General features: G+C 68.0%; 20 protein-coding genes and 1 pseudogene. 9 read left to right on the forward strand and 12 right to left on the reverse strand.

Features of this window, described 5'->3' with window-relative positions:
• The 6 genes and pseudogenes from BLV94_RS33350 to BLV94_RS33375 all read left to right on the forward strand — a co-directional run bounded on the left by BLV94_RS33350 (position 1) and on the right by BLV94_RS33375 (position 6,691).
• Entirely contained in the window at positions 1–1,533 is a 1,533-nt protein-coding gene (locus tag BLV94_RS33350; protein ID WP_072937194.1) for a mannitol dehydrogenase family protein, read from the forward strand.
• Positions 1,534–1,583: 50 nt separating this feature from the next.
• Positions 1,584–2,963 carry an MFS transporter gene (locus BLV94_RS33355; RefSeq protein WP_072937195.1) on the forward strand — a complete coding sequence of 460 codons (1,380 nt, stop codon included), beginning with the start codon at positions 1,584–1,586 and terminating at the stop codon, positions 2,961–2,963.
• Positions 2,960–3,575 (forward strand): annotated as a pseudogene (locus tag BLV94_RS33360) (bifunctional 4-hydroxy-2-oxoglutarate aldolase/2-dehydro-3-deoxy-phosphogluconate aldolase). The gene BLV94_RS33355 and the pseudogene BLV94_RS33360 overlap by 4 nt, the downstream one beginning before the upstream one ends.
• Positions 3,575–4,513: a sugar kinase gene (locus tag BLV94_RS33365; RefSeq protein WP_072937196.1), complete on the forward strand. Its 939-nt coding sequence runs from the start codon at positions 3,575–3,577 to the stop codon at positions 4,511–4,513. The pseudogene BLV94_RS33360 and the gene BLV94_RS33365 overlap by 1 nt, the downstream one beginning before the upstream one ends.
• A gap of 35 nt (positions 4,514–4,548) precedes the next feature.
• A complete protein-coding gene (locus tag BLV94_RS33370; protein ID WP_072937197.1) occupies positions 4,549–5,619 on the forward strand; it encodes an L-idonate 5-dehydrogenase in 1,071 nt (356 codons plus the stop codon).
• 88 nt (positions 5,620–5,707) lie between these two features.
• Complete coding sequence (locus tag BLV94_RS33375; RefSeq protein WP_072937278.1) at positions 5,708–6,691, forward strand: MDR family oxidoreductase; 984 nt, start codon at positions 5,708–5,710, stop codon at positions 6,689–6,691.
• Between the two features lie 32 nt (positions 6,692–6,723).
• On the opposite strand, the gene BLV94_RS33380 is transcribed toward BLV94_RS33375, so the two are convergent.
• Genes BLV94_RS33380 through BLV94_RS33395 form a run of 4 tightly spaced genes read right to left on the reverse strand, consistent with a single transcriptional unit; the run spans position 6,724 to position 13,576 of the window.
• Complete coding sequence (locus BLV94_RS33380; protein WP_072937198.1) at positions 6,724–9,945, reverse strand: acetyl-CoA carboxylase family protein; 3,222 nt, start codon at positions 9,943–9,945, stop codon at positions 6,724–6,726.
• On the reverse strand, positions 9,942–11,651 hold the full coding sequence (locus BLV94_RS33385) for an AMP-binding protein (protein ID WP_072937199.1): 1,710 nt from the start codon (positions 11,649–11,651) through the stop codon (positions 9,942–9,944). Before BLV94_RS33385 ends, BLV94_RS33380 begins: the two co-directional genes overlap by 4 nt.
• A gap of 33 nt (positions 11,652–11,684) precedes the next feature.
• Entirely contained in the window at positions 11,685–12,311 is a 627-nt protein-coding gene (locus BLV94_RS33390; protein WP_072937200.1) for a TetR/AcrR family transcriptional regulator, read from the reverse strand.
• A 26-nt stretch (positions 12,312–12,337) separates the two neighbouring features.
• Complete coding sequence (locus BLV94_RS33395; protein WP_072937201.1) at positions 12,338–13,576, reverse strand: cytochrome P450; 1,239 nt, start codon at positions 13,574–13,576, stop codon at positions 12,338–12,340.
• Between the two features lie 247 nt (positions 13,577–13,823).
• Here BLV94_RS33395 and BLV94_RS33400 point away from each other — a divergent pair, with 247 nt between their 5' ends.
• A complete protein-coding gene (locus BLV94_RS33400; RefSeq protein WP_072937202.1) occupies positions 13,824–14,390 on the forward strand; it encodes a TetR/AcrR family transcriptional regulator in 567 nt (188 codons plus the stop codon).
• Here BLV94_RS33400 and BLV94_RS33405 read toward each other — a convergent pair.
• A complete protein-coding gene (locus BLV94_RS33405; protein ID WP_371851532.1) occupies positions 14,368–14,907 on the reverse strand; it encodes a nitroreductase family deazaflavin-dependent oxidoreductase in 540 nt (179 codons plus the stop codon). The genes BLV94_RS33400 and BLV94_RS33405 overlap by 23 nt on opposite strands.
• A 181-nt stretch (positions 14,908–15,088) precedes the next feature.
• Here BLV94_RS33405 and BLV94_RS33410 point away from each other — a divergent pair, with 181 nt between their 5' ends.
• Positions 15,089–15,553, forward strand: coding sequence for a DUF6069 family protein (locus BLV94_RS33410; RefSeq protein WP_072937204.1), 465 nt, complete (start codon positions 15,089–15,091; stop codon positions 15,551–15,553).
• Here BLV94_RS33410 and BLV94_RS33415 read toward each other — a convergent pair.
• Positions 15,550–16,200, reverse strand: coding sequence for a TetR/AcrR family transcriptional regulator (locus tag BLV94_RS33415; protein ID WP_072937205.1), 651 nt, complete (start codon positions 16,198–16,200; stop codon positions 15,550–15,552). The genes BLV94_RS33410 and BLV94_RS33415 overlap by 4 nt on opposite strands.
• Before the next feature lie 128 nt (positions 16,201–16,328).
• Between BLV94_RS33415 and BLV94_RS33420 the strand changes: the two genes are divergently transcribed.
• Positions 16,329–17,201 carry an oxygenase MpaB family protein gene (locus BLV94_RS33420; RefSeq protein ID WP_072937206.1) on the forward strand — a complete coding sequence of 291 codons (873 nt, stop codon included), beginning with the start codon at positions 16,329–16,331 and terminating at the stop codon, positions 17,199–17,201.
• On the opposite strand, the gene BLV94_RS33425 is transcribed toward BLV94_RS33420, so the two are convergent.
• The 6 genes from BLV94_RS33425 to BLV94_RS33450 form a co-directional block, all read right to left on the reverse strand.
• A complete protein-coding gene (locus BLV94_RS33425) occupies positions 17,172–20,465 on the reverse strand; it encodes a protein kinase domain-containing protein (protein ID WP_072937207.1) in 3,294 nt (1,097 codons plus the stop codon). The genes BLV94_RS33420 and BLV94_RS33425 overlap by 30 nt on opposite strands.
• 166 nt (positions 20,466–20,631) lie before the next feature.
• Complete coding sequence (locus tag BLV94_RS33430) at positions 20,632–21,366, reverse strand: SDR family NAD(P)-dependent oxidoreductase (RefSeq protein WP_072937208.1); 735 nt, start codon at positions 21,364–21,366, stop codon at positions 20,632–20,634.
• Positions 21,366–22,208, reverse strand: coding sequence for an alpha/beta fold hydrolase (locus BLV94_RS49705; protein WP_072937209.1), 843 nt, complete (start codon positions 22,206–22,208; stop codon positions 21,366–21,368). Before BLV94_RS49705 ends, BLV94_RS33430 begins: the two co-directional genes overlap by 1 nt.
• 47 nt (positions 22,209–22,255) lie before the next feature.
• On the reverse strand, positions 22,256–24,160 hold the full coding sequence (locus BLV94_RS33440) for a flavin-containing monooxygenase (protein ID WP_072937210.1): 1,905 nt from the start codon (positions 24,158–24,160) through the stop codon (positions 22,256–22,258).
• Between the two features lie 49 nt (positions 24,161–24,209).
• The gene (locus tag BLV94_RS33445) at positions 24,210–25,016 is read right to left on the reverse strand and encodes an alpha/beta fold hydrolase (protein ID WP_072937211.1); all 807 of its coding nucleotides are present in this window, start codon (positions 25,014–25,016) and stop codon (positions 24,210–24,212) included.
• The gene (locus tag BLV94_RS33450) at positions 25,009–25,755 is read right to left on the reverse strand and encodes an ABC transporter ATP-binding protein (RefSeq protein ID WP_167372201.1); all 747 of its coding nucleotides are present in this window, start codon (positions 25,753–25,755) and stop codon (positions 25,009–25,011) included. The genes BLV94_RS33445 and BLV94_RS33450 overlap by 8 nt, the downstream gene beginning before the upstream one ends.
• Positions 25,756–25,919 lie beyond the last annotated feature (164 nt).

Raw genomic sequence — 25,919 nt, forward strand, 5'->3', positions numbered from 1 at the left:
ATGACCGAACACCCACTCTCACGCCGAAACGTTTCCGCCGCGGCACTGATCCACCGGCGGGTGCCGGAAGGCACCGGGATCGTACACCTGGGGCTCGGCAACTTCCACCGTGCCCACCAGGCCGTCTACACCGCGCTGGCAATGGAACGCGAACCCGGGCCGTGGGGGATCCTCGGTGTGGCGAGCCGGTCGAGCGCCGTCGCCGATGCGATGACGGCGCAGGATCTGCTCTACAGCGTCGTCGAGATCTCGCCCGGTGGATCGCGTGTCAGAGTTCCCGGCTCCCACACCGGGACCCTGGTGGCCGAACACGATCCGGAGTCCGTCGTTCACGCGATCGCGGATCCGGCAACGAAGATCGTGACGATCACCGTGACCGAACACGGGTACACCGTGTCTCCCGAGACCGGATCCCTCGACCTCGACTCCGACGCTGTCCGGCGTGATCTCGCCGAGGCCTCGACGCCGCGCACGACGATCGGACAGATCGCCCGCGCACTGGCCCTGCGGGCGAGCACACACGGCACCCCGATCACCATCCTCAGCTGCGACAACCTGCTGGCAAACGGACGGCAGACCGAACGGCTCGTGCGCGAGTTCGTCGGCACCTTCAGGGCACCCCTCCGTGACGAGGTACTGACCTGGATGGATGCGTCCGTGGCGTTCCCCAATTCGATGGTGGACCGCATCGTGCCGTCCAGTTCGGACCGATACAACGAGACGGCCCTGACGCACCTCGGCGTGCGGGACACGATCGCCGTCCCCGCCGAACCGTTCACGATGTGGGTGATGGAGGAGAAGTTCGCCGCCGGCCGTCCCGCCTGGGAGCACGGCGGCGCACTGTTCACCGACGACGTCGAGCCGTACGAGCTGATGAAGGTCCGGCTGCTCAACGGGACGCATTCGCTCATCGCGTACCTCGGCGCACTCGACGGGTGTGCCACCATCCCCGAGTCCGTGGCACGACCGTTCGTCGAGGACGCGGCGCGCCGCATCCTGTGCGACGAATACCTGCCGACAGTCACTGTTCCCGAAGCGGTCGACACGGACGACTACATCCGGCAACTCTTTTCGCGCTGGTCCAATACCGCTCTGGGACACCGCACCTCGCAGGTCGGCTCCGACGGATCGGTCAAATTGGCGCAGCGTATCCCGATCCCCGCGCTCGAACACCTCGGCCGCGGTGACGTCCCGCAGTTCCTTGCTCTGACCGTGGCGGCGTATCTCGCCTGCATCGCCCCGCTGCCTGGATTCGACCCCGGCCCACACGCACGATCCATGACCGACCCCGCTCGACCGCGCCTGGCAGGAATGGCCGACAACGCCGCTTCCACTACAGAATTCGTTCGCTCCGTCTTCGTCGACGGAGGCCTGTTTCCCAGCGTTCTCGCTGCGCACACCGAGTTCGTCTCGCGGATTGCCGACTTCGTCGACATCATCGTCCGCCACGGGCCGGCTGTCGCCGCCGGTGAAGCATCCGCCCCGGTCCCGGACTCCGGCGCGCTCACGCTGCAGTCCAGGGCGACCATCTGACTCTCTCACCCCCTGCCCGGACTTTCCGGGAACCACCAATGGAGGAATCCATGGACACTACACTCGACCCCACGGTGAACCCGAAAACACCCGGCCGCGCAGGCGGTACACCCCAGGCAGACCCGGCCGCAGTCCGCCGGGCGGCGTGGGCGGGACTCATCGGCACCACCCTCGAGCAGTACGACTTCGTCATCTACGGCACCGCCTCGGCGCTGATCTTCAACACACTGTTCTTTCCGAACATCTCGCCCGCGGCGGGCATCCTCGCGAGCTTCAGCGCCTACGCCGTCGGGTTCCTCGCCCGACCGCTCGGCGGCCTGTTCTTCTCACGCTACGGTGAGCGTCTCGGCCGCAAATGGGTGCTCGTCGCGACCCTGATGCTGATGGGCGGCGCGACACTGGGTATCGGTCTGCTGCCCACCTACAGTCAGGTCGGGCTGCTCGCACCCGCTCTCCTCGTCGCGTGCCGATTCTTCCAGGGATTCGGCGCGGGCGCCGAACAGTCCGGTGGTGCAACCCTTCTGACGGAGACAGCGCAGATAGGCAGGAGAGGCCGGCTCGCCGCGCTGGTGATGACCGGGGCCGCGCTGGGCACGGCGCTCGGCGCAGTCGCGTGGATCGCCGCGCAGCTCCTGCCGGAGGAGCAGCTCATGTCCTGGGGCTGGCGGCTCGTCTTCATCAGCAGTCTGCTCGTGACTGTCGCCGCGTTCGTCATCCGTCGCAAGCTCAACGAGAGCCCGGTGTTCCAGGAACTCAAGGAGCAGCACCACGTTCCGAAGACACCCGTGAAGGAGATCTTCGCGAACGGCAAGAAGCCGCTGTTCATCGTCATGTTCATGACGATCGGCATCAGCGCGCAGTCGTACACGTACCAGGTGTTCATGGCGTCGTACCTCAAGAACGACGTGCACGTCGACCCCACGTTCATTCCCAAGGTGCTGCTGGTCGGGGCCATCTGCGGCGGCATCGCGGCCTATGGGTTCGGTCGGCTGTCCGATCGGGTGGGCCGCAAGCCGGTGTACATCTCGATCGTGATCGCTCTGATCATCCTGCCGGTGCCGACCTTCCTGGCTCTGAACACCGGCTCGCACCTGTTGATCACGATGGCGATGATCGTCGGCTTCATCCTGGCCTGCCAGGGCGCGGTCGGTGTCACGATGAGCTACTTCCCAGAAATCTTCGGCTCCCGCTACCGCTACGCCGGCGTCACCCTCGGCCGTGAATTCGCGTCGATCTTCGGCGGCGGTGTCGCGCCACTGATTTGCGCGGCCCTCGTCACGGCCTTCTCCGGCTCCTGGATCCCCGTCGCGGTCTACATGATCGTGATGGCCGTGACCGTTCTGATCGCCTCGACGATGGCACCGGAAACCCGCGACCGCGACCTCACGCTGGCCGCCAACGCCACCGATCGTGAGGTGACGGCGGCATGACCTCCTCCGTCATCGCAGTGCTGCGCGCCGCGCACGCCGACCTCTACGCCCCGGTCGTGACCGTCCTCGCCGAGAACGGGGTGCGGGCCGTCGAGCTGACGATGAGCACGCCGGGCACCCTCGAGTCCCTGCGCAGCATCCGGCGCGACGCACCGGAACGGCGCCGAGATCGGGGTCGGGACGGTCACCACCGTCGACCAGGCCCGGGCCGCCCTCGACGGGGGTGCCGACTTCCTCGTGACACCGACCACCAACCTCGACGTCATCGCCACGGCCGTGCGTGCGGGTGTCCCGATCTACCCGGGCGGATTCACCCCGACCGAGCTGTGGAACGGATGGAACGCGGGTGCGACCGCAGTGAAGTTGTTCCCGGCATCGGTGGTCGGCCCGGAGTACATCGCGCATCTGCGCGGGCCCTTCCCCGACATCCAGGTCGTCCCCTCGGGCGGGGTGAGCATCGAGGACGTCCCCGTGTGGATCGCCGCCGGAGCGGCGGCGGTCAGCCTCGGCGGCCCCCTGATCGGGGACGCACTCCGCGGCGGGGACCTCGGTCAGCTGGCCGAACGATGCCGGCGCCTCGCGGGCGTCGTCGCAGAACCGGCGGTCGCGTGATGACGGTACTGACGTTCGGCGAAACGATGGCACTCACCCGAGCGGCGGACACCGGTGCACTCGCCCACACCTCGACGCTGCACCTGGGAATCGGCGGGGCCGAAACGAACTTCGCGATCGCGCTACGACGGCTCGGCGTGGACGTCGCCTGGGTCGGGCGCGTCGGCCAGGACAGCCTGGGTGACCTGGTCGAGCGTGAACTCCGGGCCGAGGGAATCACCGCCGACGTCATCCGCGATCCGGACGCCCCGACCGGGCTAATGGTGAAGGAGCGGCGAACCGCCACCGCCACCCGCGTCTGGTACTACCGGACCGGCAGCGCAGGGTCGCGGCTCACGATGTCGGACATCGCGGACGACCGCCTCGAGTCGGCGTCGCTGCTGCATGTCACCGGCATCACCCCGGCCCTGTCCGACAGCGCCAGGAAGACCACTCTGTACTGCGTCGAACGGGCACGCGCACTGGGCATTCCGGTGTCGTTCGATCTCAACTACCGCCGTGCGCTGTGGTCGCCGGAAGAAGCGGGTCCCGTCTTCCGCGAGCTGATCGCGTTGTCGGACATCGTCTTCGCCGGTGAGGACGAGGCCGCGATCGCGGTGGGTGACGGCGACCCCGCAGAACTCGTCGCGCGTGTCCGCGACCTGGGTCCCCGCGAAAGCATCTTGAAACTGGGAGACCAGGGGTGCCTGGCGGTGGTCGACGGCGAGACGTTCTCCCTGCCGGCGGTGCCGGTGAACGTCGTCGACTCCGTCGGGGCCGGAGACGGTTTCGTTGCCGGATACATCGCGGACCGCCTCGCGGGGGAGTCACCCGGCGACCGTCTGAGAACCGCGGTGACCGTGGGGGCCTTCGCGTGCACCGTGTCCGGCGACTGGGAGGGCATGCCGCGCAGGGACGAACTCGGACTCCTCACCACCGCGGAACCCGTCACCAGATGACAAGCTCCCATCTCCCACAGAACTGGACTTCACCGATGAACACCACCGAGACCACCGGCACGGAAACGATCGAGATTCCGACGCATGCGCAGGCGGTCGTCGCCCACGGCGCGAACGACCTGCGCGTCGAGGACGTGCCTATCGCCGCACCGAAGCCGGACGAGGCGGTGATCCGCATCGCCTACGGCGGAATCTGCGGATCCGACCTCCACTACTGGCAGCACGGCGCCGCAGGCGAGTCGATCCTCCGCGCACCGATGCGGCTCGGGCACGAGGCGTCGGGCACGGTGCTGATCGGCGCGGCGGACGGCAGCGGTCCCCGTCCCGGCGCACCCGTCACCATCCATCCCGCGACACCCGGCGGCGACAGCGCGACGTATCCGGCCGACCGCCCCAACATTTCCCCCGGATGCACGTACCTGGGCAGTGCGGCGCACTTTCCGCACACGGACGGGTTGTTCGTCAGCCACGTCGCCGTCCCGACCCGCATGCTGCGGGTCCTCCCGTCCGGGCTCGATCTGCGGCTCGCCTCCTTGGCCGAGCCGGCGAGCGTGGCGTGGCACGCGGTCGCGCGGGCAGGGGAGGTGAAGGATCGGTCGGTCCTCGTCATCGGCGCCGGACCCATCGGGGCGCTCGTGGTGGCGGTACTGAAGCGAGCGGGCGCCGGGAAGATCACGGCGGTGGACATGCACGAGTACCCGCTGCAGATCGCGCGCGACGTGGGCGCGGACGTGACCCTCACGGCCACCGACGCCGGCGCGGTCGCGGCTGTCGGAGCAGACGTGACCATCGAATGCTCCGGCAACCACCGCGGTCTGTCGTCGGCGATCCACGGGACCGCGCGCGGCGGCCGGGTCGTGATGGTCGGACTGCTTCCCTCCGGTGATCAGCCGGTACCCGTCTCGATCGCGATCACCCGGGAACTGGACCTGATCGGTTCGTTCCGGTTCAACGACGAGATCGACGAGGTCGTGGCCGCTCTCGCCGACGGCTCGCTGGCGGTCGATCCGATCATCACCGCCGAGTACGACGTAGCCGATGCGCTCACCGCGTTCGCGTCGGCCAAGGACGCGTCGTCGTCGAGCAAGGTTCTCCTCAGGTTCTGATCCCGGGATCCTCGCCCCGGCATCGTCGACGCGGCACAGTTGTCGCATGATGGTCTCGACGCACCCCCGAGGTCAGGAGAGCAAGCTGATGAAGGAATTCACCGCCTGGATCGCTCGCGAGAACGAGGGCGCCATCGGCCTCTCCGAGGAGACGGTCGACGAATCGTTCCTGCCACAGGGCGAGGTCACGATCCAGGTCGAGTACTCCAGCGTGAACTTCAAGGATGCGCTGGCGCTGACACCGAAGGGCGGAGTGGTCCGCGAATACCCCATCGTCCCCGGCATCGACGTCGCAGGCATCGTCGCCGAGTCGCAGTCGCCGGAGTTCGCGGTCGGTGACAAGGTCGTCGCTCACGGTTACGACATCGGAACGGCCCGGCACGGCGGGTACGCGCAGTTCGCCCGCGTCCCGGCCGACTGGGTGGTGAAACTCGACGGCATGTCCACTCGAACCGCCGCCGCGATCGGGACCGCCGGTTTCACGGCTGCGATGAGCGTGGAGGCACTGCAGTCCCGCGGCGTCGAGCCGGGCCACGGCCCGGTCCTGGTGACCGGGGCGAGCGGCGGCGTCGGCACCGTCGCCGTCGACCTGCTGTCGGCGGCCGGCTTCGAGGTGGTCGCGTCGAGCGGAAAGCCGGAGAAGGCGGAACTGCTCACCCAGCTGGGCGCGAGCAAGGTGATCGGACGCCTCCCCGAACCCGACACGAAACCGCGTCCCCTCGGCAAGGCTCAGTGGGCTGCCGCGGTCGACTGTGTCGGCGGCGCCACCCTCGCCCACGTGCTCAGCACCATCGAATACGGCGGTGCCGTGGCGGCCAGTGGACTGACCGGCGGACCGAAGTTGGAGACCACGGTCCTGCCGTTCATCCTGCGCGGCGTCAGCCTGCTCGGCATCGACTCGGTGCAGTACCCGATCGACCAGCGGCGCCGACTGTGGGGCCGCCTCGCCTCCGACCTCGCACCCAGCCGCCTCGAGTCGATCACGCACGAGGTCCCGATTGCCGACGTCGTCTCGGTGATCGATCAGGTGCGGGCGGGTACGTGGTCGGGTCGTGCGCTGACGCGCCTGTGAGTACTTATTAACGTCCGGCGGTTAACAAGTACTCACGGGCGGCGGAGCCGCACGATCCAGGCGCGGGTATCCGCCGGGTCGATCACGTCGTCGAGTTCGAAGATCGTCGCCGCGTTGAGTGCCTTCCCGTGCTGGTAGGCGGCGTCGACGAGTTGCGTGAATGCCGCGTCCCGCTCGGCGGGGTCGTCGAGCGCCTCGAGTTCCTTCCGGAACCCGAGGCGCACCGCGCCTTCCAGCCCCATGGCGCCGATCTCGCCGGTGGGCCACGCGACCGTGAACTCGGACGCGTGGAAGGAGCCGCCCGCCATGGCCATCGCGCCGAGACCGTAGCCCTTGCGCAGGATGACCGTTCCGTACGGCACGGTCATCTGCGCGCCGGTGATGAACAGCTTGCCGAATCGGCGGACCGTGGCCTCCTTCTCCGAGTCGGGACCGACCATGAATCCCGGTGTGTCGCAAAGCGAGACCACCGGCAGGCCGAACGATTCGCACAGTTCCAGGAAGTGGGCCATCTTGTCGGCCGTGACCGCGTCGATCGCACCGCCGAGGTGGTGGCTGCTGTTCGCGACGAGACCGTACGGCGCCCCCTCGACCCGGATCAGCGCGGTGACGATGCCGACGCCGTGGTCGCGGCGTAGCTCGAGGACCGAGCCGACGTCGGCGATGGACTCCACCGCACTGCGAACGTCGTAGGCGCGCAACCGGTTCTCCGGGACGACGTGACGGGCCAGCCGCTCGTCGGGGGCTTCCCAGTCGGGGAGCACCCCCTGGAAATACGACAGGTACGTCTTCGCCAGTTCGACGGCGTGCGCCTCGTCGCGGGCGAGCAGATCGATCACACCGTTGCGCCGCTGCACGTCCACCGGCCCGATGTCCTCCGGCCGGTACACACCCAGCCCGCCGCCCTCGACCATCGCCGGACCGCCCATGCCGATGTTCGCGTCGGGGGTGGCGATCAGGACGTCGCAGACCCCGGCCAGGGCGGCGTTGCCCGCGAAGCAGCGGCCGGACACGACCGACACCAGCGGCACCTTCCCGTTCAGCGCCGCCAGCGACCGGAAGGTGTTCAGGTCCAGGCCCGCTGCGGGGCCGGCGTCGGTGTCGCCGGGGCGTCCGCCGCCGCCCTCGGCGAACAGGACGACCGGAACCTGCCTGCGGCCGGCGAGTTCGATCACCCGGTCCGTCTTGGCGTGGTTCCGCATGCCCTGGGTTCCGGCGAGCACCGTGTAGTCGTACGACAGCACCACCGCCTGGGAATTCTGCGGACCGAACACGTCCCCGTTGATTGCGGCGAGGCCGGCGATCAGGCCGTCGGCGGGGGTGTTCTCGATCAGGTCCTGCTCGGAGCGGCGACTGCGCTGTGCGGCGAGAACGAGGGGCCCGTACTCGACGAAGCTGCCGGGGTCGACCAGGTCCTCGATGTTGGTACGCGCGCTCCGCCTCCCGAGCTTCGCCCGCTTCGCGATCGCGGCGGGCCTGGCGGCGTCGAGGGTGTAGTCGTGCCGCTGCCGGATCTCCGCCAGATCGGCACGCTCACGATCGAGATCGGTTGCGCTGTCGGCCACGTCGCCGGCCTCCGACCCGGTTCGGCGGATCACGACCAGTGGATCGCCGGCGTTGACGGTCTGCCCGGGCGACACCAGATTCCGCTCGACCACCGCGCCGGTGGAGGCGGCGATCACGTGCTGCATCTTCATGGCCTCGAGCACCACGAGGTGCGCCCCCGGCGTCACGGCGGCCCCCTCGGTGGCCGACTCCACGACCGTCCCGGCCAGGTGCGCGCGCAGCACGTCCTCGCCGGCGCGCAACTCGAGCGTGTCCGATGCGACCTCCGCCGGATGATGCACGTGCGCGGCGTCGACGAGGGCACCCATCCGCTCGGCGAGGTAGTCGGTGCCGACGACGCCGTCGGCGAAGCCGGGATCCGTGAGAATCGCCCGGAGAAAGCCGATGTTGGTGGGGACGCCGTCGACGACGAATTCGGCGAGCGCCGCGTCCGCCTTGCGTGCCGCGGCCGCGAACGACTGCCCGCGGGAATGAACGATCACCTTCGCGAGGAGCGAGTCGTACCGCGGGCTCGGCGACAGTCCCGGCCGCCCGTAGGTGTCGACGCGCACCCCCGGTCCCGTCGGCGGGGAGAACACGGACAGCGTGCCCGCGGCGGGAACGGCCTGACCGTCGGGGCGCATCGTCTCCATGTTCACCCGGGACTGGACGGCGATTCCGCGCGCGACAGCGGGTGTGCCCGACGTGTCGAGCCCGACGGCGCCGACCCCGTCCGGCAGCGCCAGTTCCGCGAAGTCCGCTCCCCGAGCGATGTCGATCTGCACGGCGACGAGGTCGATCCCCGTCACCTCCTCGGTGACCGTGTGTTCCACCTGAATCCGCGGATTGACCTCCAGGAACACGAATCCGTCCGGGGACACCAGGAATTCGACGGTGGCGAGTCCCCGGTAGCCGACACTGGCACACAGCCGCGCCGCGGCCTCGTGCAGTTCGCTGCGCAGTCCGGGGTCGAGCCCCTGCGCGGGTGCGATCTCGACGAGTTTCTGGTGGCGGCGCTGCACGCTGCAGTCGCGGTCGCCGACGGCGAGTGCCCGCGTCACGCTCGCCTGCGGTGCCGCGACCACCTGCACCTCGATGTGCCGGGCGCCCTCGAGCAGCGCCTCGGCGAACAGTGCGGGATTGCCGAACCCGAGTTCCGCCTCCGCCGCGCACGCCCGGTAGGCCTCGTCGATCCGGTCCGCGCTGCGGACGGCGCGGATGCCGCGGCCGCCGCCGCCCGCGAGTGCCTTGATCATGATGCCGCCCGAATGTTCCGCGAAGAACGCGCGGACGCCGTCCAGGTCGGTGGGACCGTGGGTCGCGGCGAGCACCGGCACCTTCGCGGCCACGGCGGCCTCGCGTGCCGACGACTTGTCGCCGAAGATGTCGAGCACCTCCGGGCTCGGGCCCACGAACGTGAGTCCGGCCTCGCCGCAGGCGCGGGCGAAATCGGCGTTCTCGCTGAGGAACCCGTAACCGGGATGCACCGCCGTCGCACCGAACTCGGCGGCCGCGGCGAGAATCGCCCGAGGGTCCAGGTACGCGGACGGTCCGGAGCCGCGCAGCGCGACCGCCTCGGTCGCCGCGCGCACGTGGGGACTGTCGGCGTCGTCCTCCGCGTAGACGGCGATGGTGTCGACCGACATCTCCTCCGCCGAGCGGATGATGCGCAGCGCGATCTCGCCGCGATTGGCGACCAGCAGGGTCACTTGTACTCCTCGGCCAGGGCGAACAGGTCGGCCTTGCGGACCTTCCCCGTCGCCGTCATGGGTAGTGCGTCGAGCACCTCGACGGTGGGCACCTTGTAGGTGGCCATGTTCCGGGCGGCCCACTCCCGCAGTTCCTCACCCGACACCTGACGGTCGGGCAGGAGCTGGACGAACGCGAACGGCACCTGCCCCTTGCCCGGATCGGGCTTCGGGACCACCGCGGCCGACTGAATCGCCGGATGCAGCATGAGCAGTGCCTCCACCTCCGAGGGGAACACGCTCATCCCGTTGGTCTTGATCATCTCCCTATTGCGGGCCAGATAGTGCAGTGCGCCTTTGCCGTTCAGCTTTCCGATGTCACCGGTCTGGAGCCATCCGCCGCGGAGTGCGTCGGCGGTGGCGTCGGGTTTGCCGTAGTAGCCGGTGAGCAGCGACGGACTGCGGACGATGATCTGCCCGGGTTGCCCCACCGGCACCGGAACCCCGGCGTCGTCGACGACCAGCACATCGGTCCCCGGAACCGGCAGCCCGCAGAACACGGGTTCGCTGAGCAGATCCTCGTCGTCGGTCTGGAAACCGAGCGTGATGGTGTCGGCGGTGTGCGTCTCCGTCATGCCGTAACTGGCCTCCCGGAGCACGTGTCCGGTCGCGTCGCGCCATCGGCCGCGGATCTCGGGGTCGAGTTTGAGCACGAACGACACGGCCATCGCGTTGCCGAGGGTGGAGAAGTCCCGCTCGGCGAAGCCGGGCAGATCCATCAGTTCCACGTAGTTGTCGACGGTGCCGACCATCGACGTCACACCACGCCGTTCGACGAGGGTCGCCGCGGCTTCCGGGTCCCATCGGGTGAGCAGCACGACGGTGCCGCCGTTGATCAGGGGGTACAGGATGCCGAAGTCCTCGCCGGCGATCCAGAAGATGGGCAGGAACCCGAGGACCACCGGGGGAGCCTCGCCCACCTGCCTGCCCCCGGCCAGTGTCGCGGTGGCGGCGGTGTACACCATGTGCGCCTGAGTGTGTTTGCAGCCCTTCGGCATCCCGGTGGTGCCGCCGGTGTAGTTCAGTGTCGCGAGCGCGTCGGGATCCATCGGGATCGGATCGGCGCGAGGGGATTCCATGATCCCCGACCAGTCGGTGGCTCCGGACGCGGTGGGGAACGGCGGTGCGACGCTGGGTTCGGCGGGCAGCAGGTCCGACAGGGCGGTGACCGCGACGTGCCGCAGAGCCGACCCGCCACGCACGGATTCGACCATGTCCGCGAGGGAATCCTGGGTCAGCAGAATCTCCACGCCGGCGTCACCGAGTTCGTACGCGAGTTCGTGTTCGCGGAACAGCGGGTTGATCGGGACGTGGACCGCACCGATCTTCAGGATCCCCAGCATCGCGATGTGGAATTGAGGACAGTTGGCCAGGTGGACGCCGACGCGGTCGCCTGCCGACGCGCCCCGCTGCAGCAGCCAGCCGGCGAAGCGGTCCGACAGGTCGTCGAGTTCGGCGTACGTGATGTCGCGGCCGTAGTAGTCGATCGCGACGGTGTGCGGCCGCTGCGTTGCCCAGTGCCGCAGATAGTCGATCACGGTGCGGCCCTCGATCGGGTACTCGACGGACCGCGGTACCTCCGGTGGCCACGCGGCGTCCTGGAGTGCGCGTATCTCGGCGAGGGCCGATTCCAGTGCCGTGGGGTCACTCGAAGGCGAAGTGGGCATACCGAACTCCCGATTCTGTGCGGATTGTCCTTGCTAGGCGAAGCCGATGAGTCTTTCGGAGATGGCGGTCAGATCTGCGGTGTACCGGCGTTGTTCGCGGGCGCTCGCATCGACCAGCCGGGCCGCGCCCGCGAGTTGGGCGTCGGCGAGGGTCTGCGCGATGCGGGCGGGTGGTGCACAGGGCGTGACGTCGCAGGTGGCGTTGATGCGCTCGATGAACCGGGTGTAGCGGCGGATGAGCCGCGTCTGCACGGTGGTCCAGCTTCGGCCGACCTCGGGGTCGAGCCCGGCGCGGTGCCTGATCAGTTCGAGGACCCGTCCGTTGGTGTAGACGGCCTCGACGAAGGCTTTCGTGGTGGTGCGCAGCACCTCTCGCAGGTCCTCGCTCGCCGGTCCTTCGACGTGCTGCGACTCGAGGAACTCCTCGCAGACGTCGGCGGCGACGGCGTGGAACACCTCGTCCTTCGAGGAGAAGTACGCGTAGAACGTCGCCCGTGACACTTCCGCCCGGGTGGTGATCACCTCGACGGTCGTCCGGTCGTACCCGAGTTCGGCGAAGCAGGCGCTCGCGGCGCGGAGGAGTTCGCGGCGGCGGGGACCGTCGTTGTCCTTACGCGCCGACCGTGCCCGCTCCTGAGCCTCGCTTGTGGTCACGGTCACAGTATGGGTTGATATTGACGTCAATGTCAATCGAGGCTCGACGACGACCTGATCCGCAGCGGGAGTGCGCTGTGGCGGCGCACGAGGACGCTGGGGAGCCAACGTGTCTCGGCGTCGTCGGCGAGGGAGAACTGGTCGGTGCGCGCGAGCAGCGTGGTGGTGGCGGCGAGTGCCTCCATGCGGGCGAGCGCCGATCCGACGCAGAAGTGGACGCCCTTGCCGAACGCGAGATGGGAGCGGATGTGCGGCCGGTCGAGCACGATCTCGTCCGGCCTTTCGAACGCGGCCGGATCCCGGTTGGCCGCGCCCCACAGCAGGAGCAGGTGGCTACCCGCGGGCAGGTCGACGCCGCCGAGGGTCGTGTCGGCGACCACGTGCCGGTGATGTCCGCGGAACGGGGATTCGAGGCGCAGTGCCTCGTCGAGGAACGCGTCGACGAGCGCGGGTTCGTGCCGGAGCCGGGTCTGCACTCCGGGGTGGGTGGCCAGGAGGCGGGCGGCGTTCGCGATCAGGCCCGCGGTCGATTCGCCGCCGGCGCCGACGAGCTGGAGCAGGACGAGCGTCGCGACGTCCTCGGACAGGTCTCCGTCATTGCAGGCGTGTGCGAGGACGCCCAGTAGATCCTCCGACGGATGCGACCTCGCCCGCACGAGTTCGGCCCGCAAGTACGCGGCCAGTTCGGCCACGGAGGCGACCAGCCGGCCGAGGCGACCCGCGTCGACGATCCCGCCCAGCATCTCCGTGCTGTCGTACGCCCAGGCGAGCAGTCGGGGAACGTCCTGCTCCGGCAGCCCGATGAGATGCGCCACCATCGTCAGCGGCAGGCGGTCGGCCATCTCGGCCGCCCAGTCGATCCGCCCGTCCCGCAGCCCCTCGTCCCACAGGGTGTCGACGAGCGACTGCACGGTGGGCGTCAGCGCGCGGATGCGGCGGCCGAGCGTGGGCAGCACCAGCTTGCGGTGGTGCAGGTGCGTCGGGTCGTCGGCGGTGGCGAGCACGTGAATCGCCTGACCGCCGCCGTCCATGTCGAACGTCGTGGGCGGCCCCGACGGTTGCTGCACCAGCACGCCGGTGAGGTGCGAGGAGAAGTCGTCGGTGCGGTTCGCCGCCTCTGTCACGAGGTCCCACGTGGACACGAGGAAGAAGTCGGTGCCTTCGACGCGATGGACGGGGGAGTGCTCGCGGAGAATCCGATACAGCTCGTTCGGGTCGTCGAGGTGGGTGGGATCGAAGATGTCGATTCCGTGGGTCGGCGAGTGGGCCATCGAAGACTCCTTGTCATCGAGAACTTGTTGCACATCACCACAGTTCGCGTCGGAGCCGGGTGCTGTCAAGGACTGCGAGCAAGCTGGGATTCTGCTGATCAGCACGCCGTTCTGCCGGTGTCTCAGTGCTCGATGATCCGGCTTCGTCGATCCTGATCACGGCCCTATCGGAGAGGAACACGTTATAGAATTGGCACGTATCCGTCTCATCGTGAGACAAAATGGCAAGGACGTTTCTGGAGGTGCCGTGGGCACGGAGCAGGCAGACTGGTTGACCGGAGGCAGCAGGCGGGTGCTCGCGGTCGAGAGGATTCTCGCCGCCGCTGCCGACCTCGTTCGCGAACAGGGCATCGACGGGGTGAGTGTCGACGAGGTCGCCGCCCGTGCCGGGTGTTCACGCGCCACGCTCTACCGGTACGCCGGCGGCAAGCGCACGCTCGTCGAGGCCGTGATGTCCCGCGCTGCCGACTCCGTGGCCGACCACGTCGAGCAGGCGCTGGAACCGTTCGAGGACTCGGAGCGGATCGTGGAGGCGATCCTCGCCTCGCTGGTGGCGATCCGCGAGGAGTCGACCCTGGTGCAGTGGTTCACCGGGGCGCATCCGAGGGGTACGGACGAGTACCTGGCCCGCGCACCCGAACTCGGCCGGGTGGCGATCTCGCTCACCCGCATCGCGCCCGACGAGGAGGCTGCGGGATGGATCGTGCGCGTCGTCCTGGCCCTGTTGACGTGGCCGCTGCCCGACGCGGCCGCCGAGCGGCGGACCGTCGAACGCTTCGTGGAGCCGATCTTCAGGATTCGCGCGGCGTCGTAGCCGATCGGGTGGGCTCGAGCACGAAGAGCCGGAACTCGCGTCCCCCGGACCGCCGGTGCTCCATGCGGTAGCCGGGCCAGTAGTCGACGACGAATTTCCACAGGTTCTCGCGTTCGTCGCCCGTGACCATCTGGACACGCATCCGGGACTCCCGTGCCCCGGCCTTGACGAGCGCCTCGTCGGCGGCGCGCAGATTCGCCGACCATGCCGGGTGCTCGGGGCGACCCCAGTTGGAGCCGGTGACGATGTATCCGTCGCCGTACGGAATGCATAGCAGCGCTGTCGTCCGCGGGGTGCCGCTCTTGCGTCCCGGGACCGTCACCTGCACGGACTGCAGGCCGGCGATGCCGATGAGGCTCACGCGGTTCCCGGTCCACGCGCGCAGGTGTGACTCCAGCCAGATGATCACCGGCGCCATCCGCATCACCCATTCCCGGGTGCCCAGCCACCGCGCAAGGATGCGGAGCGGGTTGCGGAGCGCGCGCGATCGGTCAGGGGGTGTGGGGACGGCGTTCATGGTGGCCATTTTCCCTCAGGTGGGCGGTTCGGGCCGATCGCGATGAGTTTTGGGCATCCCGCGGGTCTAATGGTCAGGTCCCACCGAAAAGACCTCGATTTCACGCCTTGACCCGAACAACGGTTGAGGTTGCAGGATCGGTCAGTAGCAATTCGAGCCACTCGACAGGGGAGTACAGATCATGTCCGACACCGGAGCCACGATTTCTGCAACCACAACCTCACGGATCAACCCGGCGACGCTCGAACTGAGCCGGCCCTGGGCGGTCGCCGCGACCGTCATCGGAGCGCTCGTGCCGAACCTGGTCATCTGGCTGCTCGGCCTCGCCGCAGGCGGGTCGTTCGAGATGACCGATGCGGGCACGACCAGCAGTGTCGCTCCCGGAGGCGTCGTCATCCTGACGGTGGTTCCGACGTTGATCGGGATGACGCTGGCCGCGCTCATCTCACTCAAATGGGTGGCCGTCATCCGGCCTGCGGAAGTGATCGGCGCGCTGCTGCCGCTGGCGACGATCGCGCTCACAGTTCAAGCGGACTTCGACACGGCCAGCACCATCGCACTGGCCGCCATGCACGTGGTGATCGCCGTGGTGATCGTCGTCGGCCTCGAAGCGATGCGGCGTCCGCTGGTCCGCGCGCAGGTCTAGGGGGTGCTGTTCACCGGCACGTGCGCCTCGATGGTGAGTGCGATGTGCTCGACGATCCGCTTCTGTGAGATCTTCGGGCTGCCGGTGAGCCAGCGCTGATACAGGAAGGCGATCGCCCCGAACAAGGCAATCGCGTTCAGCTGGGTGTTGACGGCGTCGCGGGGTGCGCCGTCGGCACCCAGCATTTTCAGTGCCGCGGCCATGGGGGTGGTGAACTCGGCAACGAGTTGTTCGCCGCGCTGCGCCAGTTCCGACACGGACTGCGACTCGACGAACATGATGCGTCCCCGCCGCCGGTCCTCGGCGATGTAGCCGGTGAACGCCTTCACGACGTGGCGGACGAGTCGGCCCGGATCTTCCGGGGCCGTCTCGAGTGCCCCGAGCAGGGTGTCCCTCGCGCCCAGGACGACGTGGTCGAGGAGGGCGACGAGTAGCGCCTCCCGATTGTCGAAACTCTCGTAGAAGTAGCGCTCGGTGAGGCTCGCCTGACGGCAGGTCGCGCGCATCGTCGTGGCCGCTGTGCCCTCGGTTCCCATGATCTGGAGGCCGGCCTCGATCAGCGCCGCGCGCCTCGCCGCGCGGCGGTCGTCCGGCTCCTGGCCGCGCCATCTGCGCGGCGCTCCACGAGGGTTCTCGCTGTCGCTCATTCCGTCATCGTCTCACCGATCCCGGTGTCGATCGGGGTGCCCTCGCGCACCGACTGTTGACATCAGGTGATGTCAACAGTCATCCTGAATGCACCACGTTCTACATCCAGCGGCATCAGGAGATCGCCATGACCACCACAGAGCTTCCGCCCCACCGTCGTTCGACTGCGCCTGCGCTCGGACCCGATTCGCTGACGTGGCACCGGTTCGGCGACTGGCGAACCGCGCTGCTCATCTCGTGGTCGGGCACGCTGCAGGTGATGCATCCCGTCATCGACACCGCCCTCGTGCAGCACTCGACCGTCTTCGACAACGAACTCGCCCGGCTCGCCCGTTCCGCGGGGCCGATCATCCGGGCGCTCTACGATCCGACGGGCGCGGAGGCCCAGATGATCCGCGACATGCACAAGGACATCAAGGGCACCACGGACGACGGCCGGCGGTACCACGCACTGAACCCGGGTCCGTACTTCTGGGCACACGCCACGTTCCTCGGCACCCAGTACGTGGTCGCCGAATACTTCGGTGAACCGCTCACCGCCGGCGAGAAGGAACAGTTGTATCAGGAGTCGAAGCAGTGGTACGCGCTGTACGGGGTGTCGGCCACCCACTTGCCCGAGACGTACGCCGATTTCGTGGACTACTGGAACGAGATGGTCGGCACCGTCCTGGAGAAGACCGAGACGGTGCGCAGGTCGCGGCTTCTGAGTGGACTGTCGATGCCACGCCCCGACGATCGCATCCCCGAGGTGGTGTGGCGTCTCGTCGGTCCCGCGCTCGGACGGCTGCTCGTCTGGATCGCCCGGGGAACGCTGCCTCCCGTCGCGCGCGACAAGCTCGGCTGGGAGTGGTCCGCCGCCGACGAGCGCAGGCTCCGCCGATTCGGAGGCGTCGTGCGGTTCTGTTTCCGGATCCTGCCCGAGCGGTGGCGGCTGACTCCCATCGCCCGAAGAGCGTGCGACGGAACGGCATCAGGGTTTCGGGCCGCCCGGGTCGGCTGACAGTTCCGTGACCCAGGCCGCGATCTGAGCCCGGGATGAGAATCCGAGTTTCGAGAGGACGTGCTCGACGTGACCCTGCGCGGTGCGTTGAGAGATCACGAGGCGGGCGGCGATCGCCTTGTTGGTCAGACCCTGCGCGACCAGGTCGGCGACCTGGCGTTCGCGCTTGGTCAGTGCCGCCGCCGGATCGCCGCGCCGCGGCGCTGCGGGGAGAGTTTCGCCCAGGGCATACGAGGCGGCGGCGGTGAAGCCCAGCGCCTCGCCCTCGCGGGACGCGGTCTCGAACGCGCGGGCACCGAGCGAGCGCCGCGTGACGAGCTCGCATTCCTTGTGAGATTCGGTCAAGTCGGGGATCTGAACGATGGAGGTGCCCACCCTCCGTCGAAGCATCTCGGCCGCTGCCAGCAGGACGGCGGCGCGGTGGAAATCGTTCTCGCGGGTCGAGATCCAGGCGAGAATTTCGAGGCACCAGGTGGCTCCGAACGGATCGTCGACCGCGCGGGCCAGCTCGAGTCCCTTTCGGAGCAGCAGCACCGCGCGATCACGGTCGCCCTCCCGCCACATCACCAGCCCGAGGGTCAGGGACGAGCGGCCCAGGTACACCGATTCACCGTGTGATTCGGTAATCCGGATCGCCTCGTCGAGACAGCCGGTGGCGGCCTCGGCGTGCCCGAGTATCTCGTGAGCCAATCCGAGCGCATGCAGGGCCGTGACGTGTGCAAGGAGGTTGCGCTCGCCGCGTAACACCTCGAGAGCCCCGGTGAACGAGCTCACGGCGTGCTCCGGGTTGCCGCCGTGCAGTGCGTGCGCTCCGTCGGCTTGAAGCATGAGGGCGCGATCGAGTGCACTGCCCCGGGTCTCGGCAAGCACACGCCCCTCGTCGATCAGTTCGGCTGCCCGCTCCAGGTCTTCGTGCCGGCTGGCGAGGACGCTGGCCGAATGCAACGCCTTGACCCGGAGTGCGGTGTCGTGTCCTCCCTCCTGTGCCAGTGCGCGGTCGAGCCAGCGGCGTCCCTCGCGGAGCAGCCCACGCGAAACCCAGAACGGATACAGAGCGGTCGCGATCTCCAGCCCCGCCTCGGCCGAGTCGGCAGCCGTGGACAGGCCGTACTCCATCGCTTCGCGCAGGTTGGGTTGTTCACGGGCGAGCCGGGCGAGCCAGGCGACCTGCCGGGGGCCGATCCATTCGGATTCGGCCTGGAGGGCGAATTGCCGGTACCAGCTGTGATGCCGCCGCCGGAGGTCCGGGAGGGTGCCGTCCTGTTCGAGCTTCTCCCGGCCGTACTCGCGCAGCGTTTCGAGCATCCGGAATCGCACCACCGCCCCCGATCCCTCGCGGATGAGGATCGACTTGTCCACGAGCGACGCGACGAGATCGATGAGACCGGCCGGTTCGGCGTCGTACATGGTCACCTCCTCGGCGGCGTCCAGTTCGAAGCTGCCGGCGAAGACCGACAGCCGCGACCACAGCTGCTGCTCGGCGGGGAGACACAGGTCGTAGCTCCAGTCGATGCTCCACCGCAGCGTCTGCTGCCTGGTCGGTGCACTCCGGCTTCCGCGGGTCAGCAACTCGTACCGGTTGGTCAACCGCTGCAGGATCTGTTCCGGCGACATCGAGCGCAGCCTCGCCGCCGCCAATTCGATGGCCAGGGGCAGGCCGTCCAGCCGGATGCAGATCCGGGCGACGGTGGCGGCATTGTCTTCGGTGACCTCGAAGCCGGGTACCGCCGTGGCGGCCCGTTCGGCGAACAGCGTCACTGCGTCGTACCCGGGCAGACTCTTCAGCGACGGCTCCTTGTCCGAATCCGGAAGCGTCAGTGGACGAACGCGCAGGGCGGCTTCCCCCGCGACGTCCAGGGTTTCGCGACTGGTCGCGAGAATCCGCAGGCCGGGGCAGGTACGCAGCACGGTCTCCGTCAGGTCTGCCGCCGCATCCACCACCTGCTCGCAGTTGTCGAGGACCAGCAGCATGTCGCGCGGCTCCAGGAACTCCATGAGGGTCTGCAGCGGTCTCGGCGACCGCTGCCGCAATCCCAGCCCGGCCGCCACGACTTCTCCCAGCAACGATCCGTCGCGCAATTCGCCCAATTCGACCATCCGGACCCCGTCGTCGAATGCCCGCCGGATGTTGGTCGCGACGCGCAGTGCCAGTCGGGTCTTGCCGACACCGCCGATTCCGGTCAACGTGACCAGCCGTGACGCCGAGAGCAGTTTCTTGGCCTCGGCGAGCTCTTTTCGCCGGCCGACGAAGCTCGTCAAGTCCAGCGGAAGGCTCCCGTCGGTCGGCGATCCCGAGGAACCGGTGGATGATCGTCCTGTCGGCGGTCGTGCGGAGCGCTCCGGCGCTCGGTCCGCGTCGGGATCCGGGCCCAGCGCCATCGCGTCGACGGGGACACCGCGGCGAAATTGAATGTCCTGCAGCGTTTCACCCAGCATCGCCGCGGACGGGCGCTCGCGCGAGTCTCGCGACATGGCCTGTTCCAGCATGGCGGCCACGTCGGCTTCGAAACCGGACTCACGGAGGTCCGGCGCCGGTTGCGTGGTGATCCGCAGGAACTGCGCCACCACCTGTTCACCGCTCCGGCGCTCGAATGCCGCGTGTCCGGTCAGCGCGGCGAACAGTGTCGCCCCGAGGCCGTACACGTCCGAGGACGGACTCGGGGTGTCGCCCTCGAGGACCTCCGGGGCGGTGAACGCGGGTGATCCGGTGATGGTTCCGGTTGCGGTCTGGAAACCGCCGGTGATGTGCGCGATGCCGAAGTCCGTCAGCGCCGGTTCGTCGTAGTCGGTGAGCAGGATGTTGCTGGGTTTGACGTCGCGGTGCACGATGCCGAACCGGTGCGCGGTCTCGAGTGCGCCGGCGATCTTCACTCCCAACCGCAACGCCTCGGTGACGGTGAGCGGGCCGTGCCTGCGAATCCGCGCGTCGAGGGAGTCCTGCGGATGGTAGGGCATCACCAGGAACGGACGCCCGCTCGGCGTGACGCCGACCTCGAGCACACTCACGACGTTCGGGTGCCCGGTCAGCCTGCCCATCGCCCGCTGCTCACGGAGGAACCTGGCCCGGCTCTCGTCGTCGAGGTCGCCGCTGAGAACCTTCACGGCCACGGCGCGCTCCAGAGCGGACTGAGTGCAGCGGTACACCACGCCGAAGCCCCCACGCCCGATCTCCCGGGCATCGTCGAACCCGGCCGCGCGCAGTTCATCCGTCGTCGCGGTGTCGGTATCGCGCTGTGTGCGGAGCGGATCGCCGTCGGTTGCCAACGCGCTATCCGCCCCTGTGCCGCCCCGGGAACCGTGGTGTCATCCGCCTACCTCTCGACGACCCTTCCCAGACTATCGCCGCCGCCCGGGCCGCGGACCGAGACGATCCGGAATTCGGTCACGCGGCCGTCGAGCAGGCGACCGGTGGCGGTCCGGGCGGCGCCGCCTAACGGCGGATCGAACCTCCGTCGACGACGAGCGTCTGCCCGGTGACGAAGGAGGAGCCGGGGGAGAGGAAGAATCGGGTCGGGCCGATGAAGTCCTCGACCGTTGCGGGTCGTTTGATCGCTCGCGTGCTGATGTTGGCCTCTTCACCTGCGGCGATCGCCGTCGAGAGTGGGGTCAGCACCAAACCGGGGGCGATCACGTTGACCGTGATGTTCCTGGCTCCGAGTTCCGCGGCGAGGCTGCGGGCAAAGCCGATCACGCCGGCCTTGGAGGCCGCGTACGCCGCTGCGCTCGCCGGGGCCTTGAAGACCGTCCCGGACGAGAACAGGACGATTCTGCCGCCGTCTGCGACCATGTCGGCGACGCCCTGGACGAAATTGAGTGTTCCGTGAAGGTTGACCAGAAGCACCCGTTCCCACTCGGACTTCGGCATCTCCATGAAGGGGCCGAATGCGCCGATGCCCGCGCAGTGGACGATGCCGTCGATCGTTGCCCGGCCGTTCTCGGTCAGGGACTTGCGAACCGTGTCGACCGCATCGTCGGTGGTGATGTCGCCCTGGAGGTACGTCACGCCGGGGGCAGGCGTTTCCGGCAGATCCCGATCGACGACGGTGATGTCCCACTCGCCTGCCAGATCGCTCGCCAACCCGGCGCCGATTCCGGACGATCCGCCGGTGAGAACGAGCGAACCCACGGTGGACGCGGTCGCGGCATTGCCGCCCGGGGTCGGCATCAGTTCGTACCGCCGGTGCAGCTGTCGAGGAACTCGCCGATCACGGCCCACGTCTCCGTCGGATGGGTGATGTTCGGGCAGTGCCGGTAGGGCAGGACCATGGCGCGGGAATTCTGGAGTTCGGCCTGGAGGTGTTTGCTCCACCCCGCCTCGAGCAGCACGTCCTCGGAGCACTCGAGGAGCAGCACGGGGGTCTGAACACCGGCAAGTGTGGCGGGGTAGGGATCGGCTGGGCGCTCCTTCCGCAACGCCTCGGGTACCGGCAGATGCGGAGCGCTCATGCACCCGAAGTGACCGGGCGCGACGGCCCACCTGTACCGGGCGTCCACCTGTCCGGCCCTGCCGGAGAAGTCGTCGCACAGCAGGTCGACGAACGCCTCGATACCGGCAACCGAACCGTCGAAGTCGCGCAGCTTGCCCATGTCCGGCGCTTTCCAGGGGCCGCCGGTGCCACTGAGTGTGGTGACCGAGGCGATCCGGGATCGATAGTCACCGTCGGCCAGCGCCCGCAGACCCACCGATCCACCGAACGAATTTCCGACCAGGTGCACCGGACCGTCGATGCCGAGATGGTCGAGCAAGGCGAAGACGTGCCGGATCCGGAAAGCGAACGGCGAGACATCCAGGCGAACGGACTTGGCGGATCCGCCGTAACCGAGGAAGTCCGGGGCGATGACCCGGTATTTCTCTGCGGCCAGGGGCAGGACTTGCCCCCACGTCACGTCGGCGCTGCCGCCCCACGCGCCGTCGTGCAGGAACACGACGGGGACGCCGTCTTCCGGACCGCCCGTCAGGTAGCGGGTTTCGAGGTTGGCGACAACTGCCGTCGTCTCGGTGATCAAAGTAGCCTCCGGTGAAATGAAAAATGCGGATGATGACGTCGTGCGGGTCAGTGGATGTGGTAGTCCTCGCCGTGCACCGCGCTGGTGCGCTCGAAGTACTGCCGGGCCGGGAGTGGCCACATGATGGTGGACCGCCCGGCGGCGTTCTGATACCAGCTGTGGGTCTTCGACCAGCCCCAGGTGCGCTTGGCGCTCTCCTTGGTGACCTCGTCGGTGTACTCGGTGAACACGTCCGGTCGAAGGGCCATCGAACGGTGGCCGCCCTTGGCCAGCATCTGGACCGCGCTGATGATGTACGCGGCTTGGCACTCGAGGAAGAACACCAGGTTGCCGTGGATGACGGTGTTGGTGTTCGGGCCGTACATGCAGAAGAAGTTGGGGTAGCCGGGCAGCGTGATGCCGAGGTAGGCGCTGGCGTCGATACCCCAGGTTTGGTGCAGGTCCTGTCCGCCGATGCCCGTCACCGTCATGGGGACGAGGAATTCCGAAGCCTTGAAGCCGGTTCCGAACAGGATGATGTCGGCGGGGACGTGCTCGTCACCGATCCAGACACCGTCCTTGTCGATCCGTTGCACGGCCTGGCTGACCAGGCGCACGTTGTCCCGCTTGAGGGTGGCGACCCATGTGCCGTCGTCGCAGATGATTCTCTTCGCGGCGGGCGGGTAGTCGGGCATGATCTGCTCGAGCAGATCGAGTCGGTCGCCGGCCTGTTCGGTGAGATAGTCGGTCAGTTCGACACGAAGGGCCTCGTTGGCCGCGGACACCGAGACCTCGGTCGGCGGAAAGTCCGGATCGACCGTTGCGGCCGGGAGGTTGCCGATGAGGCGGGGAAGGAAGATGGAGAAACGGTAGTAGGCGCGGTAGTGCTTCAGATTCGTGAGGAGCCGGCGCTCGCCGGGGTCGATCTCCTGCCGGAGCACCGGCGTCGACCGCAACCAGGGGGCACTCCTCTGGAAGATCGTGACGTGCTCCGCTTCCTTCGCGACCGCCGGAGCGAATTGCAGTGCGCTGGCGCCGGTCCCGATCACGACGACGCGTTTGCCGGCGAAATCGATGCTGTGGTCCCATTGTGCGGAGTGCATTACCGGGCCGGTGAAGGTGTCGAGGCCGTCGACGGCGGGGATCATCGGCCGGTTCAGTTGTCCCACAGCGCTGACGACGATCTGAGCTTCGGCTGAGCCGACGACGCCGTCGGACGTGCGGGTGTCGATCGTCCAGGTGCTGGTGCTCTCGTCCCACCGGGTCGCGGTTACTTCGGTGCCGAACGAGATGTGCTCCAGGAGGCCGTTCTTCGCCGCAAAGTTGTACAGGTACTCGTGGATGGCCTGCTGGCGGCCGAAGTGCGTGACCCAGTCGTGCGGAACGAACGAGTACGTGTAGATGTGGCTGCGGACGTCGGTCCGGCAATCCGGGTAGCTGTTCTCGTACCACGTGCCACCGACATTCGTGCTCTTCTCGAGGATCGTGAAGGGCACACCTGCTTGCTTCAGTCGAAGTCCGGCAAGGAGACCGGAGAATCCGGCGCCGATCACCACGGCACTCAGGCCGCTGTCGGGAGCGATCTCGTCGAGATTCCACTCCGGCCCGCGAGGATCGCTGTCGTCGGGTGTGAAGGCCACCGCGGCCAGAGCCTGGGCGTCCTCGATGTTCTCGTCCATCAACCAGGTGCACATCGACTCACGCAGGGAATCGTCGGGCAGTGCAGCCCAGTCTCGCTGCGAGGAGAGGTACGGTGCGAGGCGCTTCAGGCAGAAGGCTCTGATCTCCGCGTCGGTCTCGGGTGCGAGTCCACTGGCAGGCAACGTCGCCCGGTTGGGCTTCCATTCCGTACGCAGTACGCCGGCGTCACCCGTGACGTGGGCCGTCAACATCAGGAGCGCGGGCGTGAGGGCCGAATCGAGGTGTGCGCGAAGCTCATCCTCTGTCATCGCGCGATCGAGCGTGAAATCCATGTCGTCTCCGTAGCAGTATGTGGAACCAGTGTGCACGTGGGCCGAGTGGCTACCAGCAGTCGAGGCCCTCGAGGAAAGGTCGCACCGTGGCGGCGACTTCGCGGGGGTTGTCGAAGGCGGCGAGGTGTCCGCCCTCGGCGAAGCGCAGTTCGGCACCCGTGATGGACGCTGCGAGCTGTTCGATCACGGCACGAGGTGTGCTTCGGTCGTCGTCGCCGCCGACCACGAGGGTCGGGGGCGGTGAATCGGTGTGAAACGTGCCGACCTCGGTCATGGCGTCGAAATAGGCGCCGATGGTGTTGCCGCCGGCGTTCCGGAACTGTTCGCGAGCTTTCCGAACCAACGGGTCTGCCTCGTTTCGCGATGCGTCGCCGAACCAGCGATGCATGGTCATCTCCTCGGCTTGCTCGAGGCCGTTCGGTGCACGAACCTCCGCCGCGCGGGCCGAAGTTCCGCGAATGGCCTCCTCATCATAGGCGCCTCGGGTGGCCATCAGGATCTGCGCGTCGACCCGGTTCGGGAAGCTGCCCGACACCGCCTGAGCGACCATGCCTCCCAAGGAGATTCCCAACACCACCGAGCTCTCGACGTTCTCGGTGTCCCACATCGCGGCGACGTCCCCGGCAATGAGACCGAGAGTGATGGCAGATCCTCCGCGCGCAGTCATGCCGTGCCCGCGGAAATCCGGCGCGAGCAGACGGTAGTCGTCTCCGAGAGCCTCGGCCAAAGGCGCATACCAGGATCCGTCCAACGCCAGGGAGTGCAGGCACGTGATCAGGCGTGGCCCTCGGCCGAATTGCTGATAGGCGATGGTGGCGCCATCGGCGGTAGTCGCAGTCTGCAGAGTTTCAGTCATTCTGGTTTTCTTCCATCATCCGCTGTTCGGCGAGATCGACTTCGGCCCGAAGCCGGGCGGACATATCGTGGAAATAGGATTTGAAGAGATCGGAGGACCTGCGCATCTCCTGATGTCGCGGCCGCTCGAGTTCGATCTTCATGTCGACCACCATGCGGCCCGGCCTGCTGGCCATCAGGATGACGCGGTCGCTGAGCAGGATGGCCTCCTCGAGGTCGTGGGTGACGAAGATGACCGTCGGTCGCTCGGCCTCCCACAGCCGGAGGAACTCCTCCTGCTGGATCGCGCGGGTCTGGGCGTCCAACGCTGCGAACGGCTCGTCCATCAGAAGGACGCCGGGGCTCTGGACCAGGGTGCGGGCGATCGCAACGCGCTGGCGCATGCCCTGCGACAGGTGGAGAACGTCCGAGTCGGCGAACTCGTGCAGACGGACACGACGAAGCCATTCCTCGGCGCGCTCGCGTCGTTCTGCCTTGGGAACGCCCCGGACCTCCATGCCGAGTTCGACGTTGCTGCGGACCCGTCGCCACGGAAGGAGCGCATCACGCGCAAAGAGGAAGGCCGCGTCATTGCTGCCTGGCCTCACCTCCGCTCCGTCGATGCGAACGGTTCCACTGCGCGGCTTCAGGAGGTTGCCGACCATGCCGAGCGCCGTGGTCTTCCCGCAGCCCGACGGACCGACGATGCTGACGAACTCGGACGGCTCGATGCGGAGGTTGAAGTCGTCCAGCACGCGCACCGGTCGATTGCCGTGGAGGAACGCGTGGCGGACATTCTCGAACTCGACCGAGACCCCCTTGGCGGTAGTGGGCCTCGTCGGAGTTTCAGCTAGACCAGTCACAAGATTCTCACTCTCACTGTTTGACCGTAGGGATGAATCGGACACCGTCAATCCGATGATGT

This window comes from Rhodococcus koreensis (genome assembly GCF_900105905.1).
GTDB classification, from domain to species: Bacteria; Actinomycetota; Actinomycetes; order Mycobacteriales; family Mycobacteriaceae; genus Rhodococcus_F; species Rhodococcus_F koreensis.

What these genes read in the sequence shown, in the direction of transcription:
- BLV94_RS33445 (WP_072937211.1), bottom strand. Translation starts at nt 25,016, where the DNA reads ATGACTGAAACTCTGCAGACTGCGACTACCGCCGATGGCGCCACCATC.
- BLV94_RS33355 (WP_072937195.1), top strand. Translation starts at nt 1,584, where the DNA reads ATGGACACTACACTCGACCCCACGGTGAACCCGAAAACACCCGGCCGC.
- BLV94_RS33430 (WP_072937208.1), bottom strand. Translation starts at nt 21,366, where the DNA reads ATGCCGACCCCGGGCGGCAATGCCGCGACCGCGTCCACCGTGGGTTCG.
- BLV94_RS33440 (WP_072937210.1), bottom strand. Translation starts at nt 24,160, where the DNA reads ATGGATTTCACGCTCGATCGCGCGATGACAGAGGATGAGCTTCGCGCA.
- BLV94_RS33350 (WP_072937194.1), top strand. Translation starts at nt 1, where the DNA reads ATGACCGAACACCCACTCTCACGCCGAAACGTTTCCGCCGCGGCACTG.
- BLV94_RS33370 (WP_072937197.1), top strand. Translation starts at nt 4,549, where the DNA reads ATGAACACCACCGAGACCACCGGCACGGAAACGATCGAGATTCCGACG.
- BLV94_RS33395 (WP_072937201.1), bottom strand. Translation starts at nt 13,576, where the DNA reads ATGGCCCACTCGCCGACCCACGGAATCGACATCTTCGATCCCACCCAC.
- BLV94_RS33405 (WP_371851532.1), bottom strand. Translation starts at nt 14,907, where the DNA reads ATGAACGCCGTCCCCACACCCCCTGACCGATCGCGCGCGCTCCGCAAC.
- BLV94_RS33385 (WP_072937199.1), bottom strand. Translation starts at nt 11,651, where the DNA reads ATGCCCACTTCGCCTTCGAGTGACCCCACGGCACTGGAATCGGCCCTC.
- BLV94_RS33410 (WP_072937204.1), top strand. Translation starts at nt 15,089, where the DNA reads ATGTCCGACACCGGAGCCACGATTTCTGCAACCACAACCTCACGGATC.
- BLV94_RS33420 (WP_072937206.1), top strand. Translation starts at nt 16,329, where the DNA reads ATGACCACCACAGAGCTTCCGCCCCACCGTCGTTCGACTGCGCCTGCG.
- BLV94_RS33415 (WP_072937205.1), bottom strand. Translation starts at nt 16,200, where the DNA reads ATGAGCGACAGCGAGAACCCTCGTGGAGCGCCGCGCAGATGGCGCGGC.
- BLV94_RS33365 (WP_072937196.1), top strand. Translation starts at nt 3,575, where the DNA reads ATGACGGTACTGACGTTCGGCGAAACGATGGCACTCACCCGAGCGGCG.
- BLV94_RS33375 (WP_072937278.1), top strand. Translation starts at nt 5,708, where the DNA reads ATGAAGGAATTCACCGCCTGGATCGCTCGCGAGAACGAGGGCGCCATC.